General features: G+C 65.9%; 16 protein-coding genes. 7 read left to right on the top strand and 9 right to left on the bottom strand.

Features of this window, described 5'->3' with window-relative positions; translation table 11 throughout:
- The first annotated feature begins 26 nt into the window (after nt 1–26).
- From BIWAKO_RS04840 to pobA, 4 genes are all read left to right on the top strand, one after another.
- On the top strand, nt 27–2,486 hold the full coding sequence (locus BIWAKO_RS04840) for a circularly permuted type 2 ATP-grasp protein (RefSeq protein WP_244523360.1): 2,460 nt from the start codon (nt 27–29) through the stop codon (nt 2,484–2,486).
- Nucleotides 2,483–3,367 (top strand): transglutaminase family protein, encoded by an 885-nt coding sequence (locus BIWAKO_RS04845; protein ID WP_069877572.1) that lies wholly within the window; start codon nt 2,483–2,485, stop codon nt 3,365–3,367. The genes BIWAKO_RS04840 and BIWAKO_RS04845 overlap by 4 nt, the downstream gene beginning before the upstream one ends.
- A 2-nt stretch (nt 3,368–3,369) precedes the next feature.
- On the top strand, nt 3,370–4,071 hold the full coding sequence (locus BIWAKO_RS04850; protein WP_069877573.1) for an HAD family hydrolase: 702 nt from the start codon (nt 3,370–3,372) through the stop codon (nt 4,069–4,071).
- A gap of 62 nt (nt 4,072–4,133) precedes the next feature.
- Nucleotides 4,134–5,306, top strand: coding sequence for a 4-hydroxybenzoate 3-monooxygenase (pobA, locus tag BIWAKO_RS04855; protein ID WP_069882178.1), 1,173 nt, complete (start codon nt 4,134–4,136; stop codon nt 5,304–5,306).
- A 3-nt stretch (nt 5,307–5,309) separates the two neighbouring features.
- Here pobA and BIWAKO_RS04860 read toward each other — a convergent pair whose 3' ends face one another.
- Nucleotides 5,310–5,669 carry a winged helix-turn-helix transcriptional regulator gene (locus BIWAKO_RS04860; protein ID WP_069877574.1) on the bottom strand — a complete coding sequence of 120 codons (360 nt, stop codon included), beginning with the start codon at nt 5,667–5,669 and terminating at the stop codon, nt 5,310–5,312.
- A 98-nt stretch (nt 5,670–5,767) separates the two neighbouring features.
- Between BIWAKO_RS04860 and BIWAKO_RS04865 the strand changes: the two genes are divergently transcribed.
- Complete coding sequence (locus tag BIWAKO_RS04865) at nt 5,768–6,781, top strand: zinc-binding alcohol dehydrogenase family protein (RefSeq protein ID WP_069877575.1); 1,014 nt, start codon at nt 5,768–5,770, stop codon at nt 6,779–6,781.
- A gap of 56 nt (nt 6,782–6,837) precedes the next feature.
- On the opposite strand, the gene BIWAKO_RS04870 is transcribed toward BIWAKO_RS04865, so the two are convergent.
- Complete coding sequence (locus BIWAKO_RS04870; protein WP_069877576.1) at nt 6,838–8,283, bottom strand: aldehyde dehydrogenase family protein; 1,446 nt, start codon at nt 8,281–8,283, stop codon at nt 6,838–6,840.
- 191 nt (nt 8,284–8,474) lie between these two features.
- Entirely contained in the window at nt 8,475–8,627 is a 153-nt protein-coding gene (locus BIWAKO_RS35870) for a hypothetical protein (protein WP_176733262.1), read from the bottom strand.
- Nucleotides 8,628–8,839: 212 nt separating this feature from the next.
- Between BIWAKO_RS35870 and BIWAKO_RS04880 the strand changes: the two genes are divergently transcribed.
- Nucleotides 8,840–9,328 carry a pyridoxamine 5'-phosphate oxidase family protein gene (locus tag BIWAKO_RS04880; RefSeq protein WP_069877578.1) on the top strand — a complete coding sequence of 163 codons (489 nt, stop codon included), beginning with the start codon at nt 8,840–8,842 and terminating at the stop codon, nt 9,326–9,328.
- A 9-nt stretch (nt 9,329–9,337) separates the two neighbouring features.
- Here the strand turns inward: BIWAKO_RS04880 and BIWAKO_RS04885 are convergent, their stop codons facing one another.
- The 4 genes from BIWAKO_RS04885 to BIWAKO_RS04900 all read right to left on the bottom strand — a co-directional run bounded on the left by BIWAKO_RS04885 (nt 9,338) and on the right by BIWAKO_RS04900 (nt 12,517).
- Complete coding sequence (locus BIWAKO_RS04885; RefSeq protein ID WP_069877579.1) at nt 9,338–10,015, bottom strand: phosphatase PAP2 family protein; 678 nt, start codon at nt 10,013–10,015, stop codon at nt 9,338–9,340.
- A 41-nt stretch (nt 10,016–10,056) separates the two neighbouring features.
- Nucleotides 10,057–10,968 carry a diacylglycerol/lipid kinase family protein gene (locus tag BIWAKO_RS04890; RefSeq protein WP_069877580.1) on the bottom strand — a complete coding sequence of 304 codons (912 nt, stop codon included), beginning with the start codon at nt 10,966–10,968 and terminating at the stop codon, nt 10,057–10,059.
- A 50-nt stretch (nt 10,969–11,018) separates the two neighbouring features.
- On the bottom strand, nt 11,019–11,912 hold the full coding sequence (locus BIWAKO_RS04895; protein ID WP_069877581.1) for a transglutaminase-like domain-containing protein: 894 nt from the start codon (nt 11,910–11,912) through the stop codon (nt 11,019–11,021).
- A gap of 233 nt (nt 11,913–12,145) precedes the next feature.
- Nucleotides 12,146–12,517: a PRC-barrel domain-containing protein gene (locus BIWAKO_RS04900; protein WP_069877582.1), complete on the bottom strand. Its 372-nt coding sequence runs from the start codon at nt 12,515–12,517 to the stop codon at nt 12,146–12,148.
- Nucleotides 12,518–12,829: 312 nt separating this feature from the next.
- Here BIWAKO_RS04900 and BIWAKO_RS04905 point away from each other — a divergent pair, with 312 nt between their 5' ends.
- A complete protein-coding gene (locus BIWAKO_RS04905) occupies nt 12,830–13,093 on the top strand; it encodes a glycine zipper domain-containing protein (protein ID WP_069877583.1) in 264 nt (87 codons plus the stop codon).
- Between the two features lie 59 nt (nt 13,094–13,152).
- On the opposite strand, the gene BIWAKO_RS04910 is transcribed toward BIWAKO_RS04905, so the two are convergent.
- Both BIWAKO_RS04910 and BIWAKO_RS04915 read right to left on the bottom strand, forming a co-directional pair.
- Nucleotides 13,153–13,902: a UTRA domain-containing protein gene (locus BIWAKO_RS04910; protein ID WP_084651162.1), complete on the bottom strand. Its 750-nt coding sequence runs from the start codon at nt 13,900–13,902 to the stop codon at nt 13,153–13,155.
- Between the two features lie 17 nt (nt 13,903–13,919).
- The gene (locus BIWAKO_RS04915) at nt 13,920–15,287 is read right to left on the bottom strand and encodes a formimidoylglutamate deiminase (RefSeq protein WP_244523361.1); all 1,368 of its coding nucleotides are present in this window, start codon (nt 15,285–15,287) and stop codon (nt 13,920–13,922) included.
- Between the last annotated feature and the right edge of the window lie 15 nt (nt 15,288–15,302).

Genomic DNA, 15,302 nt, shown 5'->3' on the forward strand with positions numbered 1-15,302 from the left:
TCCGAGCGGAGCGGCGCAATGCGCTGTTGGCCGATTACCGCCCCTTGCCCGGAGCCTATGACGAGTTCATGGCGCCCGATGGCAGTGTACGCCCGCATTGGGAACCGTTTCTCGCCGAGTGGAGCAGACTCTCCCAGGATGAACTCGGCCATCGTTTCGGGCTCGCGGATCGCCATGTCCGCGACACCGGCGTGTCCTATCGCGTGCATGGCGATCTGGATGCGAGCGACCCGCTGGCCGGGGAGCGCTCCTGGCCGCTGAACCATGTCCCGCTCATCATCCCCGGCGCGGAATGGCAGACCATCGCTGCCGGCGTGGCGCAGCGTGCGACGCTGCTCTCCTCCCTGCTTGGCGACATCTATGGGCAAGGCGAGATGATCGCCAAGGGCCTGCTGCCCGCGGCGGTCGTGACCGGCAGCCCGGACTATCTGCGCCCGCTGCAGGGCACGGCCAATGGCGGCACGCTCCAGCTCTATGCGGCGGATCTCGGACGCGGGCCGGACGGGCGCTGGTGGGTGCTCGGCGACCGTACCCAGGCACCCTCCGGAGCGGGCTACGCGCTGGAGAACCGGCTGGCGCTGGGCCGTGCCTTCCCGGATCTGTTCCGGACCATGAATGTCGAGCGGCTGGCCTCGTTCTTCCAGGGTTTCCGGGCCGGCCTTGCTGCAAGCTCGCGCCGGGTCGAGCCGCGGATCTGCCTGCTGACACCCGGCGCGCTCAACGAAAGCTATTTCGAACACGCCTATCTCGCACGCTATCTCGGCTTCCTGCTGGTCGAGGGCGGCGACCTGCTGATGCGCGACGGGCGCGTTCATGTCCGCACCATCGCCGGCTTGAAGCGCGCCGACGTGATCTGGCGTCGGATCGACGGCGATTTCTCCGACCCGCTCGAACTCAACTCGGCCTCGGCACTCGGCGTCGCCGGTCTCGTGCAGGCGGTACGGCAAGGCAATGTCCAGATCGCCAACGGGCTCGGCTCGGGCGTTGTCGAAGCGCGAGCGCTCATGGGCTTCCTCCCGGCCCTCGCTCAACACGTCCTCGGTGACGATCTGATCCTGCCGCATATCGCGACCTGGTGGTGCGGGCAGCAGCGTGCACGATCCGAGGTGATCGACCGGCTTGACGAGATGAGCATCTCGTCGGCCTTCCGCGCCTCGGTCGGTGGCCTCAATGGCAACACGATCCTGCCCGGCGAGCTTTCGCCGGAAGCGCGCTCGGCGTTGCAGGCCCGGATCGAGGCACGCGGGCTCGACTATGTCGGGCAGGAGATCGTGCGCCTCTCGACCATGCCGGTCTTCCAGGGCGGCCAGCTTCAGCCGCACCCGATGACGTTGCGCGTGTTCGCAGCTGCGACTCCCGATGGCTGGAAGGTGATGCCGGGCGGCTTCTGCCGCATCTCCGAGGACGTGGACGCGCGCGCCGTCACGCTTGGCAACGGCGTGCGCTCCAGCGATGTCTGGATCACCTCCGACAAACCTGTCGAGCAGGTGACCCTGCTGCCAAGCGCCGACAGCATCAGCATCCGCCGTGTCATCGGCACCATGCCGAGCCGCGCGGCCGACAACCTGTTCTGGCTCGGACGCTATCTCGAGCGGACCGAGGCGACCTTGCGGCTGGTGCGCGCATTGCTCGGCCGACTGATCGATGCCGACGATGCCACGCCCGAGCGGGCGGAGACGCTGCGCCGCCTCGCCAACCTGCTGATCGCCTGGGGCGCCGCCCCGACGGGCAAGGAGCATTCCACCGCCTCCCAGGCTTCCGACGCGCTGCACAGCCCCGACCAATATGGCTCTGCCCTTTCCTCCGTCCGCGAAGCGCGGCGCACGGCCTCGGTCATTCGCGAACGCCTGTCGATCGACGCCTGGCGCCTCTTCGGCGACCTGCAGCGACAACTGACGCGCAACGGCAACAACCCGAGCGAGGGCGATGCCTATGAAACGGCCGACACCGCCCTGAAGACGCTCGCCGCCTTCTCGGGCCTGAGCCAGGAGAACATGGTGCGGGGTGCGGGCTGGCGCTTCCTCGACATCGGGCGGCGGCTGGAGCGCGGCATCGCGACATGCCGTTTTGCCCGCCATTTTGCCGACTCGTCTGCGCCGGGCGACTGTCTCGACGCCCTCCTCGACCTGACCGATTCGCAGATCACATACCGCTCCCGCTATCTGCTCGGCCCAGCGCTCGCGCCCGTGCTCGATCTCGTGATGCTCGACCCCTATAATCCGCGCTCGGTCGCCTTTCAGATCGACCGCCTCGATGTCGAGATCGCCGTACTGCCGACGCTGAGCGAAGACGGCATGCTGGAAGCGCCGCGCCGGCTCGCGCTCAAGCTCGCTGCCGAATGCCGGACCGCCGAGGCAAGCCGCCTCGATCGCACCAGCATCCTGCTGTTCGAGCAGTTGCTGATGGGGTTGGCCAGCGCCGTGGCGGACCGCTACTTCCTGCAGAACAGCGAACCCGAAGGCTCGCGGATGACAGGCATCGCGTGATCTACGACGTCCGTCACGTCACGACCTATGCCTATGGTCGGCCTGTGCCCTTTGCACGCTGCATCCTGCGGCTCCTGCCCCGCGACGGCGTCGGCCAGAGCGTGCGCAAGAGCAGCCTGAGCGTGACGCCGCGCACCAGCGAGCGCAATGACGGGATCTGCTTCTTCGGCAACCACATGACGACCTTGACCATCACCAAGCCGCATCGCGAGCTGAAGCTCGACATGCGGGCGCGGGTCGAGGTGAACCGGCCGGCGGCGCCCTTTCCCGGCCTGACGCGCGGCTGGGAAGAGGTCGGCGCACTGGCGCTGGCGTCCAGCAGTCTCGCGCCGAATTCCCCGGCGCATCAGCTTTTTCCCAGTCGGCTGGTGCCGCCCGTCGCCGAGGTGGTCGACTATGCGCGCTCCAGCTTTGCGCCACAGCGCCCCGTGCTGGAAGCGGCGAGCGAGCTGATGCGCCGCATCCGCACCGATTTCGTCTATGATCCCGAGGCAACCGAAGTCTCGACCCCGCTGGCGGAAGCCTTCCGGCAGCGCCACGGCGTCTGCCAGGATTTCGCGCATATCATGATCGCCGGCCTGCGGGGGCTCGGCCTGCCGGCGGCCTATGTCAGCGGCTATATCCGCACCATTCCGCCGCCAGGCGAGAAGCGCCTCGAAGGGGCCGATGCCAGCCATGCCTGGGTGCATCTCTGGTGCGGGCCCGAGACGGGCTGGATCGGCCTCGACCCGACGAATGACCTCCTCGTCGCCGACGATCATATCGTCACCGCGATCGGCCGCGACTATGCCGATGTCTCGCCGCTCGATGGCGTGATCGTCGGTCCGGGCACGCAGAAAGTCGGCGTCGCCGTCGACGTCATTCCGGTGCAGGAACCCTGAGGATGCAGCCGCTGCGTGGACTGCTCTTCGACAAGGACGGCACTCTGCTTGACTATGGAGCGAGCTGGCCGCCGATCAACCGCGAGGCCGGGCTGCTGGCGGCCGATGGCGACGCGATGCTGGCCGCCAACCTGCTGCGGCGCGCGGGAGCCGATCCGGAGACCGGTCAGGCTCTGGCTGACAGTCTGCTTGCGGCCGGGAATACCGAGGAGCTCGCGCAAGCCTGGCATGAAGCGGGAAGCCCGCTCGGCATTGCCCCCCTGGTCGAGCGTCTGGATGCTCTCTTTCAGGCTGCGGTCGGTCGGATGGTTCCGGTCTGCGAGCTATCCGCGCTGTTCGATCGCCTGCGCGCCCGCGACCTCGCGCTCGGGATCGCTTCCAGCGACAGCGCCGCAGCGGTCTCGGCCACAGCCACGCATTTCGGCATCGCGCCGCATCTTTCCTTCATCGCGGGCTATGATTCCGGCTATGGCGCCAAACCCGGCCCCGGCATGGTGCAGGCCTTTTGCGCGACCTGCGGGCTGGCGCCTGACGAAGTCGCCGTGATCGGCGACAATGCCCATGACATGGAGATGGGCCGCGCGGCCGCTGCCGCTCTGCGCATCGGCGTGCTGACGGGAACCGGAACCCGCGCGACGCTGGAGCCGATCAGCGATCTCTGCCTCGGCAGCATCGCAGAACTGGAGATCGCGCTTTTCCCGTGATCGTTGCTATGGCAACTTAATTGCGGCTCGCCGGCTGAGAGCGAGGGTTGCAGGGAACGCTCGTGCGCACGCAGGTCGCCATCATCGGCTCGGGGCCGGCCGGGCTTCTGCTCGGCCAGTTGCTGCACAAGGCCGGCATCGACACCGTCATCATCGAGCGCAAGAGCCGCGACTATGTGCTTTCACGCATTCGTGCCGGCGTGCTCGAGCAAGGCATGGTGCGTCTGCTCGAGGAGGTCGGCGCCGCGGGCCGGCTGCATGCCGAGGGCCTCAGGCATGATGGCTTCGACCTGCTCTTCGGCGGAACGCGCCACCACGTCGACCTCGCCCGACTGACCGGCGGCCAGCACGTCACCATCTACGGCCAGACCGAAGCCACGCGCGACCTGATGGACCTGCGCGAGGCGTCCGGTGCCGCGACCGTCTTCGAGGCTGATAACGTCGCCCTGCACGATATTGACCGCGACAAGCCCTCCGTCACCTTCGTCAGGGATGGTCAGGCGCAACGCCTCGATTGCGAGTTCATTGCTGGCTGCGACGGGTATCACGGCGTTTCGCGTGCCAGCATTCCCGAGGCTGCGCTCCAGAGCTTCGAGCGGGTCTATCCCTTCGGCTGGCTCGGCATCCTCGCCGAGGTGCCACCCGTCTCGCATGAACTGATCTATGCCGGCGACGAGCGCGGCTTCGCGCTCTGCTCGATGCGCTCGCCCCACCGCAGCCGCTACTACGTGCAGTGCTCGCTCGACGACGATATCGGGAACTGGTCGGATCAGCGCTTCTGGGACGAATTGCGTCGGCGCCTCGATCCGGCAACGGCCGAGGCGCTCGTCACCGGCCCGTCGATCGAGAAATCGATCGCGCCGCTGCGCTCCTTCGTCGCCGAGCCGATGCGGTTCGGACGCCTCTTCCTCGCCGGCGATGCCGCCCATATCGTGCCGCCGACCGGCGCAAAGGGGCTCAATCTCGCGGCCAGCGACGTGCATTACCTGTCGCAGGCGCTGATCGAGCGTTTCACGGAGAGCTCATCGGCCGGGATCGACGCCTATTCGGCCAGGGCCCTGGCGCGTGTCTGGAAAGCCGAGCGCTTCTCCTGGTGGATGACCTCGCTGCTGCACCATTTCCCGGAGAACGGCGCCTTCGCACGGCGGATGCAGCGGGCGGAGCTCGACTATCTCGTCTCGTCGGACCACGCCATGGCGGCACTGGCCGAGAACTATGTCGGGCTGCCCTATTGAAGTTCAGGCAGCCTCTTCGACCGGCGGCACATTCCGCAGATTGGCTTCGCCCCAGGCCTTGAGCGCCAGGATGATCGGCTCGAGGCTCCGCCCCCGCGCGGAAAGGCTGTATTCCACCCGAGGCGGCACTTCGGGGTAGACGACGCGAATGATCAGGCCGTCGGCCTCCAGTTCGCGCAGCTGATTGGTAAGCATGCGCTGGGTCACCTGCGGCATGCGCTTGCGGATCGCGTTGAAGCGCATCGTCCCGTCCATCAGGAAATACAGAATGATGCCCTTCCACTTGCCGTCGATCAGGGCGAGCGTGCTCTCGACCGGACAGCCCGGCAGGCAGTTCAGGGTCTTGTGGCGCGCCCGGCGCATGACGGTATCCTTTTCGATACTATATGCGGAAATTGTGCGTTCTTGCGATGAATGAGTGTATCTCTCATCTCAGAGCTCCCGCAATCAAGGAGCCCGCCATGCGCGCCATCGGCTATCGTAAATCCCTCGCCATTTCATCGGCCGAGGCCTTGCTCGATCTCGATCTGCCCGAACCTGTGGCAACCGGACGAGACCTTCTCGTCGCGGTGAAAGCCGTCTCGGTGAACCCGGTCGACACCAAGGTGCGCATGCGCAGCGAGCCGAAGCCTGGCGATACCAAGGTTCTCGGCTGGGACGCGGCGGGCATCGTCAAGGCGGTGGGGCCCGAGGTGACGGGCTTCAAACCGGGCGATGCGGTGTTCTATGCCGGCGCGATCGATCGCCCTGGCAGCAATGCCGAGTTCCATCTCGTCGATGAGCGCATCGTCGGGCGCAAGCCCGCGACGCTCGGCTTCGCCGAGGCCGCCGCGCTGCCGCTGACCGCAATCACCGCCTGGGAGACACTGTTCGACCGGCTCAAGGTCAAGGATCCGGTGCCCGGCGCGGCCAAGGCGATCCTGATCATCGGCGGAGCCGGCGGTGTCGGCTCGATTGCGATTCAGCTCGCGCGTCAGCTGACCGATCTGACTGTGGTCGCGACCGCCTCGCGGCCCGAGACGCAGGCCTGGGCGCTGGAACTCGGGGCCCATCACGTCGTCGACCATACGCGACCGCTCGCCGCGCAGGTCGCGGCACTGGGGATCGGCGCGCCAGGGCTGGTGTTCTCGACGACCCATACCGACACGCATATGCCGGCGATCCTCGAACTGATCGCACCGCAGGGGCGGATCGCACTGATCGACGATCCAAAGACGCTCGACGCCATGCCGCTAAAGAGCAAGAGCCTGTCACTGCACTGGGAGATGATGTTTGCGCGCTCGCTGTACCAGACGGCGGACATGCAGGCGCAGGGCGACCTACTGGCGGAAGTTTCGCGGCTTGTCGATGCCGGCAAGGTCCGGACCACGCTGAGCGAAACTTTCGGGACGATCAACGCCGCCAATCTGAAACGGGCGCATGCCCTGATCGAGAGCCACCGCGCCAAGGGCAAGATCGTGCTGGAAGGCTTCTGAAACGAAGAAGGGCCGCGCCTTGCCGGCGCGGCCCTTCTGTCGGACATCAAGGGCGATCAGGCGAGCGTGTAGGCCGTCTTCACAGTGGTGTAGAATTCCCGGGCATAGGCGCCCTGCTCGCGCGGGCCATAGCTCGATCCCTTACGCCCGCCGAACGGCACGTGATAGTCGACGCCGGCGGTCGGCAGGTTGACCATCACCAAGCCGGCTTCGCTGTTGCGCTTGAAATGCGTCGCATGCTTCAGCGAGGTCGTGCAGATGCCGGCGGCAAGGCCGAACTCGGTGTCATTGGCGATGGCCAGCGCCTCTTCATAATTCTTGGCGCGGATCACGCTGGCAACCGGACCGAAAACCTCTTCGCGGGAGATGCGCATGGCATTGCTCGCCTCGGTGAACAAAGCCGGCTGCATGTAGAAACCGGGGGTTTCGCGCTTCAGCACTTCGCCGCCCCAGGCGAGCTTGGCCCCCTCGTCCTTGGCAATGGCGACGTATTTCAGGTCCTGGTCGAGCTGGCTCTGATCGACGACCGGGCCGATATGGGTGCCGGCCTTCAGGGCGTCGTCGACGACGAGGCCCTTCATGCGCTCGATCGCAGCCTCGACGAAGCGATCATGGATGCCTTCGGTGACGATCAGGCGCGAGGAAGCCGTGCAACGCTGGCCAGTCGAGAAGAAGGCGCCGTTGACCGCGGTCTCGACCGCGAGCTTGAGATCGGCATCGTCCAGCACGACGAGCGGGTTCTTGCCGCCCATCTCGAGCTGAACCTTCTTCATCGGGTTGGAGGCGATGCAGGCCGCAGCAACCTTGCGGCCAGTCGAGACCGAGCCGGTGAAGCTGATCGCATGCACATCCTTGTGCTCGAGCAGCGCCTGCCCGACCACCGAACCGCGGCCCATGACGAGGTTCAGCACGCCCTTGGGCAGGCCGGCGCGCTGGATGATGTCGACCAGCGCCCAGGCCGAGCCCGGAACGAGATCGGCCGGCTTGATCACGACGCAGTTTCCGTAGGCGAGCGCAGGGGCGATCTTCCAGCCCGGGATTGCAATCGGGAAGTTCCAGGGCGTGATCATGCCGATGATGCCGACCGGCTCGCGCGTGACCTCGACGCCGACGCCAGGGCGAATGGAAGGGATCGCCTCACCGGCAAGGCGCAAGCATTCGCCGGCGAAGAAAGCGAAGATCTGGCCGGCACGGGTCGCCTCGCCAATGCCCTCCGGCAGCGTCTTGCCCTCTTCCCGCGAAAGCAGGCGGCCAAGCTCCTCCTTGCGGGCGAGGATCTCGTCCGACGCCTTCTTCAGGATCTCGTAGCGCTCCTGCGGGGTCGTGCGGCTCCAGGCCGGAAACGCAGCCTTGGCAGCCGCGACGGCGTTGTTCAGGTCCTCGACCGAACCCTGCGCATATTCGCCGACAACGTCATTGGTGTTGGAGGGGTTGATGTTGCGCGAGGCGTTCGAGCCGCCCACCCGTTCACCGGCGATCAGGTTCTTGAAAATCTCAGTCATCGCAGCCTCTCGACCAGTCGGGAAAATTCTCGGAGCTGGTGTTAACGCCTTTGTCAGGCGAACGCCATTCGTCCCGGTCATGGCTCACCGGCGCGCCAATCCGCATACAGTATGCAGAGAGTTTCTGTCGAGACGATCGACGCGCCAAGGCTGTGCGAGAGGGCCGGGCAGCCCAATCGCGGCGGGACGGCTCACTTCTCCTTGATCGACAGCCCGTTCTTTCCGACCGAGATCTGGACACCATCCGGCTGCTTCTTCTCCTCGTAAAGGGCATAACCGGTCACGGCGAGGCCAGCGACCAGGACGGCGACGAGCAGCAGAAGCGTATTGCGGGAGGTGAACATCAGCGATCCTGTGATCCAGACACCGCGACGGGGCGGCAGCCGGTCAACGTTTCGCGAGCGCCTGCGGTTCCGCCTCATCATTCCGTGATCGGCATTGCCTCGCGGCGGAAAGGCGTGAAGAGTCCCCGGAGCCCCGGCATCGAGGAACGGACGCCTGGAAGGCGCGTTCCTCCATGACGAGGCCGGCGGCGTGCATGGAAGGACAGGCGACAATGGTCGAGACACCGCTCCAGCAACGAATTTGGACCGCCCTCACCGATCACACGATCTGCATGGTGTCGACCATCGTCCGCGGTCGGATCAGGACCCGGCCGATGTCGGGGCATGTCGATCGTGAAGAGCACCGCATCCTGTTCGTCACGCACAGCCATACCGGTCCGGTCGAAGAGCTCGATGCCTCGCAAACCGCCTCGATCGCCTTGAGCGACGAGAACCACAATTTCTATGCGACGATCGAATGCCGTGCCGAGCGGCTTGATGACATCCAGTTGCTCAAGAGAATCTGGAGCCCCTTGGTCGGAGCCTGGTTCCCTAACGGCCCCGACGATCCGGATGTGACCTTGCTGGCCCTGACGCCAGTCTCGGCCGAGATCTGGGACGGTCCATCGAGTGCTGTCGTGATCGCCTTCAAGCTTGCCACGGCCAAGATCCTCGGGCGGGCGCCGGATCTCGGCGTCAACACCACGATCGATATGCGCTGAGCCGGCGGATCAGCCGGCGGAAGGAGTGCCGGCACTGGCGGGCTCCGCCCTTGCCATTCCCTGTCCGGCAAGTGCGAGCGAAAGGCTCGACCACGCGATGCCGAGGCACCAGCCGGCCAGCACGTCGCTTGGCCAATGGACGCCCAGATAGATCCGGCTCACGCCAATCAGCAGCATCAGGACCCAGGCCAGCCCGATGCTCAGCCGTGTGATATCCCGATGCCGGGATGCCAGCCCGATGAAACCGGCGATGCCGAGCAGAACAACCGCCGACAGAAAGGCATGACCGCTCGGAAAGCTCGCAGTGAAGACGATTGCACTCGGCTCGACGACGTCGGGGCGCGCGCGGCCGATCCCGATCTTCAGCAGCGTGCTGACCAGCGTTGCCAGCACGACATTGACGACGAGTGCGATGGCGAGGCGGCGATAGCCGGCAAGCCAGAGAGCGAGCGTCGCCGCGAGGGTCATGAAACCAAGCCCGACGAAACTGCCGAGCCCGCTGATGTCCCGCATCATCTCGGTCAACCATTGCGGCCCGATCGGCGTGGCCGGGTCTCCAGCTTGCCGGAACAGCAGGATCAAGCCGGGATCGAAGGCGAAGGTCCGACCGGACATGATGAACAGCGTCAGGCCGAGAAAGGCGAAGGCGGCCGCCAGCGGGACAAGAATGCGGGGATGAAGCGGCATCGAAATCCTGAATGATGGCAATTGACCGGAGGAACGTGTCTCTAGCCGTGCGCCCGGCCCGGGGGCACCCGGCAGGCGATGATGCGCACCGCCTTTGGCAGAAGGCGATAGCGGAGCTCGCCGGCCTTGCGCTCGACCTCACCGTCGAAGGTGATGTGGCCGCGCTTCTTGTCGCGACGCGTCAGCGTGACTTCGTCACCGGTATAGGAGGTCAGGTTCTGGGACGAGCGCCAGTGCCCGGATGCGACCGACAGCGCTGCCTTGGCGCGCGAGAGAAGGCCACCCGCATTGAGGATATGGACCTCGAAGACGCCGCCATCGAGCTTGCTGCGACGCCATTCGGGCCCATCGAAACTATTGATGGTGACAAGCACGGCATCGGCCTCGACCTGGCGGCGCTCCTGGCCGATCCGGATGTCGACGGTAATCGCCCGGGTGAACAGAATGGAGCGCGTCGCAGCGACCGCAAAGGCGACCGCGCGGCTGAAGGGGAAGCGCCTGCGCGCATATTCACGTTCGCGCGCCATCAGGCTGAAGAAGCCCATTCCCGAGATCGAGTGGAACAGCCGGTCGTTGACGCGGCCGATGTCCATCGTCACCGGCACGCCCGTGCAGAGCGCCTCGATCTGGCCCTCCAGCGTCCCGATGAGGCCGAGATCCCGCCCAAGGATATTCACCGTCCCCAGCGGGAGAACCCCTACTGGCCGTCCGGCCTGCAGCAGGACCGGAAGCACGCCGTTGATTGTGCCGTCCCCCCCCGCAATGACGGGGGTTGCCGCAGCATCGGCGATCGCCGTCGAAAGCGCATGATGCAACTCGCGCGGCGGCACGAGCCGGACCTCCGCCTTGCAATCATGGGCATGGAACGCGGCCTCGATCCTGGCCGCGAATGCCTCGGGCCCTGCGGCCAGCACGGTGCCCGCCCGCGCATTGACGATCACGATATGGCGCATGACGCCCTGATATCATCCCATCCATGCCGGAGCCCAGGCCAATCGGCATTTCACACTGCAGCGGCCCGCTCCGCGCGCCACTCAACACGGCCTTTCGTCACAATCATGGCAGTGGCCGTGTCTTCGACCTCTTCGGTCGTGACCTCGAAATGCTGAAGCGAATGGGCTCCGAAAGAATTGAGCATCGCGACGTCGGTCGCGTCACGCCCCCGGGCGATCACGATCCGGCCGATCCGGCGAGCATTGTGACGCGCATCGAAGGTGTACCAGCGACCACTGAGGAAGACCTCGAACCAGGCGTTGAAATCCATTGGGGCCGGATCCTTCGGCACGCCGATATCGCCGAGATAGCCGTTGCAATAGCGGGCCGGGATATTGAGGCAGCGGCAGAGGGTCACGGCAAGGTGGGCGAAGTCGCGGCAGACGCCGATCCGTTCCTCGAAGGCCTCCGCCGCAGTGCGCGTGTTGCGCGCATAGGCATAGCCGAAGGTCAGGTGATTATGGACGAAATCGACGACGGCCTGGACACGCTGCCAGCCCGGAGGGACCTGGCCGAAGAGCTGCCAGGCGCGATCCCCAAGCTTGTCGGTTTCGCAGTACCGGCTGCCGAGCAGATAGATCAGCACCTCGTCGGGCAGTTCGGACGGTTGCGCCTGCCGCGCCGCCGGATTGAAAGGGTCGGGCTCGCCGGAATCATGGAGGAGCCCTGCCGAACTCAGCCGGACCCCGCCCACCGGGGCGACAAGCCGGCGGCAGATATTGCCGAACGGGTCGCGATATCGCTCGACCGGAACATGGCGACGGGGATCGACCAGGGAGACCGCGGTCATATCGTCTTGGCGGATGACATCGTGCTGACGGGAAGGATGCACATCGAGCATCGTCAACAGCGGCAATTCCTGCTGAGAGACGAGTTCGATGCGATAGCCGTAACGGATCTGCATGAGGGGCTCCTGGCAGGAATTGGACCGCCTCAACGAGCCGACGGGCAGTCCCGCACGTGCCGGCGATGACGGAAAGGCGCTGTCAGGATGACGCGCAATGCGCGGATTGGTTCCCGAAAAAGGGAAGGAGTCGGGCCTCCAAACGGAAGATGCGGGCCTTTCGGCCCGCATCCCGCCGTCACGACGGTTCGGCTGGGGGGATAGCAACCGCCGCGACCTGCAGCCGGCGGCGCCTACATCATCCAGTAGGGCATCGTGCCGTAGTAATCATGCACGCGCTTGCCGTAATTCCTGTCGTCCCAGTCGGGCTCGCCTTCGCTGTCATACATCGGCGCCGCCTCGAGCTTCTCCTTGGTAAGAGGCACGACATAGCCGCCGCGATTGGTGTCGTAGTCGAGCACACTCCAGGGAATGGGATGGTATTTCTCACCCAAGCCGAGAAAGCCGCCGAAGGACATGATGGCGTAGGCGACCTTGCCGGTCTGCTTGTCGAGCATCACGTCATAGATCTCGCCGAGATGATCGCCCGCCGCATTATAGACGCTGGTCCCGGCGACACGTGCTCCGGCGATGAGCGGATTTCCCGTGGTAGCTGTTGCGGTCATTGGAGCCTCCATTGAACGGCTACGCGGTGGCTCGCACCGCAGTCTGCCAGATCAACGCCGGGGAATTCGGAAGGTTCCGGGCAAAAGCCGAACCACTCCACTCCCTGTGGAAGACAACCCTGGGTATCTCCGCTCCACGTGGCGAAGCCATAAATGGAACATTAATCCTTTGTCATGGTTGCTATGTCGCGCGATGTGATTGCGTCGCCCGTTACGGATCGCGTGTCGATCCTTCCGGGCGCGTTTCCATATCGAACGGAGCGGTTCGGACTGTGCATTAGGCCTGTCGATTGCATCCTGGGAGTCAAGACAATGAAGAAGCTTCTCATCCTCGTCGCGGTCGCGGCCTCGCTCGGCGCCTGCACGCAGCGCGAGCAGAACACCGGAACGGGCGCCCTGATCGGCGCTGGCACGGGTGCACTGATTGGTGGCCTGGCCACCGGCCGCGCTGGTGGCGCGCTCGCGGGCGCAGCAATCGGCGGCGCTGGCGGCGCCATCATCGGCTCGGCCACGACGCCTGACCGTGTCTGCTACGGTCGCGACGAATGGGGTCGCCGCGTTCGCTATGCCTGCTGAACCGATCAGCAGCTGAAATTGGGAAAGGCCCGCATTCGCGGGCCTTTTTCATGCGCGGCTCAAACCGCGCCGTAAGGGCCAAAGCGACCAATGAAGCGGTGGCGCCCGCCAGGATAGAGCAGACGAACGGCCGTCACCGGCTGGTTCTGATTCCAAGTGCGGCGCTCGACGAGCAGGCACGGCTCGCCCTGCTCGATCTCCAGCAACCCCGACTCCCGCTCGCCCGCCGCCACCGCGCTGATCGCGTGTTCGGCCTGCGACCAGAGACTGTGCTGCAGCAACCAGTCGCCGGGAGGCGTCGTCTCGAATCGTTCGGCCGCGGCTGCGGGCACGGTCGCGAGATGAATCACCCGCTCTTCCAGCACATGCGGCTGCCCGCCACTGCGATGCAGGGTCACGAGATGGGCCACCTGTTCCGAGCGCTTCAGTTCGAAGCGCGCAGCGACTTCAGGCGAAGGCCGTGCGTCCCGCCGCGACAGAATCTGGAAGGAATAGTCCTGCCCGAGCTGCCTTACCTCGTCGGGTATCGACAGGATGTCGAGCATGGCATGGCTTGCCGGCGGGTTCGCCACGATGGTGCCGGACCGCCGGCGACGCGTGATCAACCCTTCGCGCGCCAGCTGTACCAACGCGCGATGCACGGTCATGCGCGAAGCGCCGAGCCGCTCCATCAAGGCGTGCTCCGGCGGCACCGCCGTTCCCGGAGGCCAGGCCCCATTCAGCACGAGATCCCGGATGGCACGGCGGATCTGGTCATAGACCGGGCCCGTGCCATCCAGCTTTACAGCCTCGATCCCGTTATCCGACATGACGATCCTTCAAGGACTCAGGCAAGCAGCCGACGCATCGTCGCGGCGAATCGGCTCGCGACAGCGGCGCGTGCGACATGGCGACCTTCGCTGACAACCTGCCGGCCGCCAACCAGGACATCGCGCAACGGGAGGGCGTTGGCTGCGAAAATCGCGCTGTCGAGCGCCGCCTCGCCGCGCTTCCCGACCAGGGCGGGATGATCGAGATCGAGCGAGACGAGATCGGCGCGCTGTCCCACCGCAAGGCTTCCAATGGCACGGCCGCAGGCTTGCGCGCCGCCGGCACAGGCCTTTGCCCAGAGTGCATGTCCGGTGGACGCCTGAGCATCTGCCAGCAAGGCGCGCCCGCGATCGCGCAGGCGCTGGGAGTATTCGAGTTGGCGCAGCTCGGCGCCGGCATCGATCTGGATGTTGGAATCGCTGCCAACCCCGAAGGCCCCGCCAGCGGCCGCGTAGCGCACGCCCTCGAAGATACCGTCGCCCAGGCTCGACTCGGTGATCGGGCACAGTCCCGCGACAGCGCCGCTGCGCGCGATGGCGTCGCGCTCCGCATCGGTCAGATGGGTTGCGTGGATCAGGCACCAGCGCCGGTCCAGCGCGACGTTGTCCGTCAGGAATTCGACCGGGCGACGGCCGGTGATCGTCAGGCTGTCCTCGATCTCGCGCATCTGTTCGGCGACATGGATGTGGATCGGTCCATCAGGCCTCAGGCCAAGCAGCCACTCCAGATCCTCAGGCGAGACAGCGCGCAGCGAATGCGGCGCGACGCCGAGCCGCGAATCCGGCAGAGCGCTGATCGCCACGGCGCTCGCCTCCATGAGCCGTGCAAAACTGTCGCGACCATTGATGAAACGGCGCTGGCCATGGCTCGGCGCCGCGCCGCCGAAATTACCGAAACGATAGAACACCGGCAGCAGGGTCAGGCCGATGCCGGTTTCCTCGGTTGCGGCCGCAACCGCCTGCGCCATCGCCGCGATATCGGCATGCGCTTGGCCGTCCTTGTCATGGTGCAGATAGTGGAACTCGGCGAGCGCGGTGAAGCCGCCCTCCAGCATTTCGACCATCGCCTGCGCCGCGATTGCCTGGACGTCGTCGGGGTCAAGCCGATCGAGAAATCGGTACATCACCTCGCGCCAGGTCCAGAACGAATCCGCCGTGGCGCCGCGCCGCTCAGACAGGCCCGCCATGCCGCGCTGGAACAGATGGCTATGGAGGTTCGGCATGCCCGGGAGCGTCAGCCCGGCCAGGCGCAGGGCACCGGCCGGTGCAGCTTTACCCACGCTCACGGAGGCGATTGCCCCCTCCGCGATCGTGAGCGTCACGTTGTCGGCGAAGCCCTCCGGTAGGAGTGCCTGGGCGAGATGCAGGGTCGGGGTTGGTGTCACGCTGGCTCCTCACTC

Origin of the sequence: Bosea sp. BIWAKO-01 (genome assembly GCF_001748145.1) — a bacterium.
Taxonomy (GTDB): Bacteria; Pseudomonadota; Alphaproteobacteria; order Rhizobiales; family Beijerinckiaceae; genus Allobosea.

Bases quoted from the DNA above. Each gene is read 5' to 3' on its own strand.
- BIWAKO_RS04900 (WP_069877582.1), bottom strand. From the start codon at position 12,517: ATGACCGCAACAGCTACCACGGGAAATCCGCTCATCGCCGGAGCACGT.
- BIWAKO_RS04905 (WP_069877583.1), top strand. From the start codon at position 12,830: ATGAAGAAGCTTCTCATCCTCGTCGCGGTCGCGGCCTCGCTCGGCGCC.
- BIWAKO_RS04890 (WP_069877580.1), bottom strand. From the start codon at position 10,968: ATGCGCCATATCGTGATCGTCAATGCGCGGGCGGGCACCGTGCTGGCC.
- BIWAKO_RS04870 (WP_069877576.1), bottom strand. From the start codon at position 8,283: ATGACTGAGATTTTCAAGAACCTGATCGCCGGTGAACGGGTGGGCGGC.
- BIWAKO_RS04885 (WP_069877579.1), bottom strand. From the start codon at position 10,015: ATGCCGCTTCATCCCCGCATTCTTGTCCCGCTGGCGGCCGCCTTCGCC.
- BIWAKO_RS04910 (WP_084651162.1), bottom strand. From the start codon at position 13,902: ATGTCGGATAACGGGATCGAGGCTGTAAAGCTGGATGGCACGGGCCCG.
- BIWAKO_RS04850 (WP_069877573.1), top strand. From the start codon at position 3,370: ATGCAGCCGCTGCGTGGACTGCTCTTCGACAAGGACGGCACTCTGCTT.
- BIWAKO_RS04865 (WP_069877575.1), top strand. From the start codon at position 5,768: ATGCGCGCCATCGGCTATCGTAAATCCCTCGCCATTTCATCGGCCGAG.
- BIWAKO_RS04860 (WP_069877574.1), bottom strand. From the start codon at position 5,669: ATGCGCCGGGCGCGCCACAAGACCCTGAACTGCCTGCCGGGCTGTCCG.
- BIWAKO_RS04880 (WP_069877578.1), top strand. From the start codon at position 8,840: ATGGTCGAGACACCGCTCCAGCAACGAATTTGGACCGCCCTCACCGAT.
- BIWAKO_RS04895 (WP_069877581.1), bottom strand. From the start codon at position 11,912: ATGCAGATCCGTTACGGCTATCGCATCGAACTCGTCTCTCAGCAGGAA.
- BIWAKO_RS35870 (WP_176733262.1), bottom strand. From the start codon at position 8,627: ATGTTCACCTCCCGCAATACGCTTCTGCTGCTCGTCGCCGTCCTGGTC.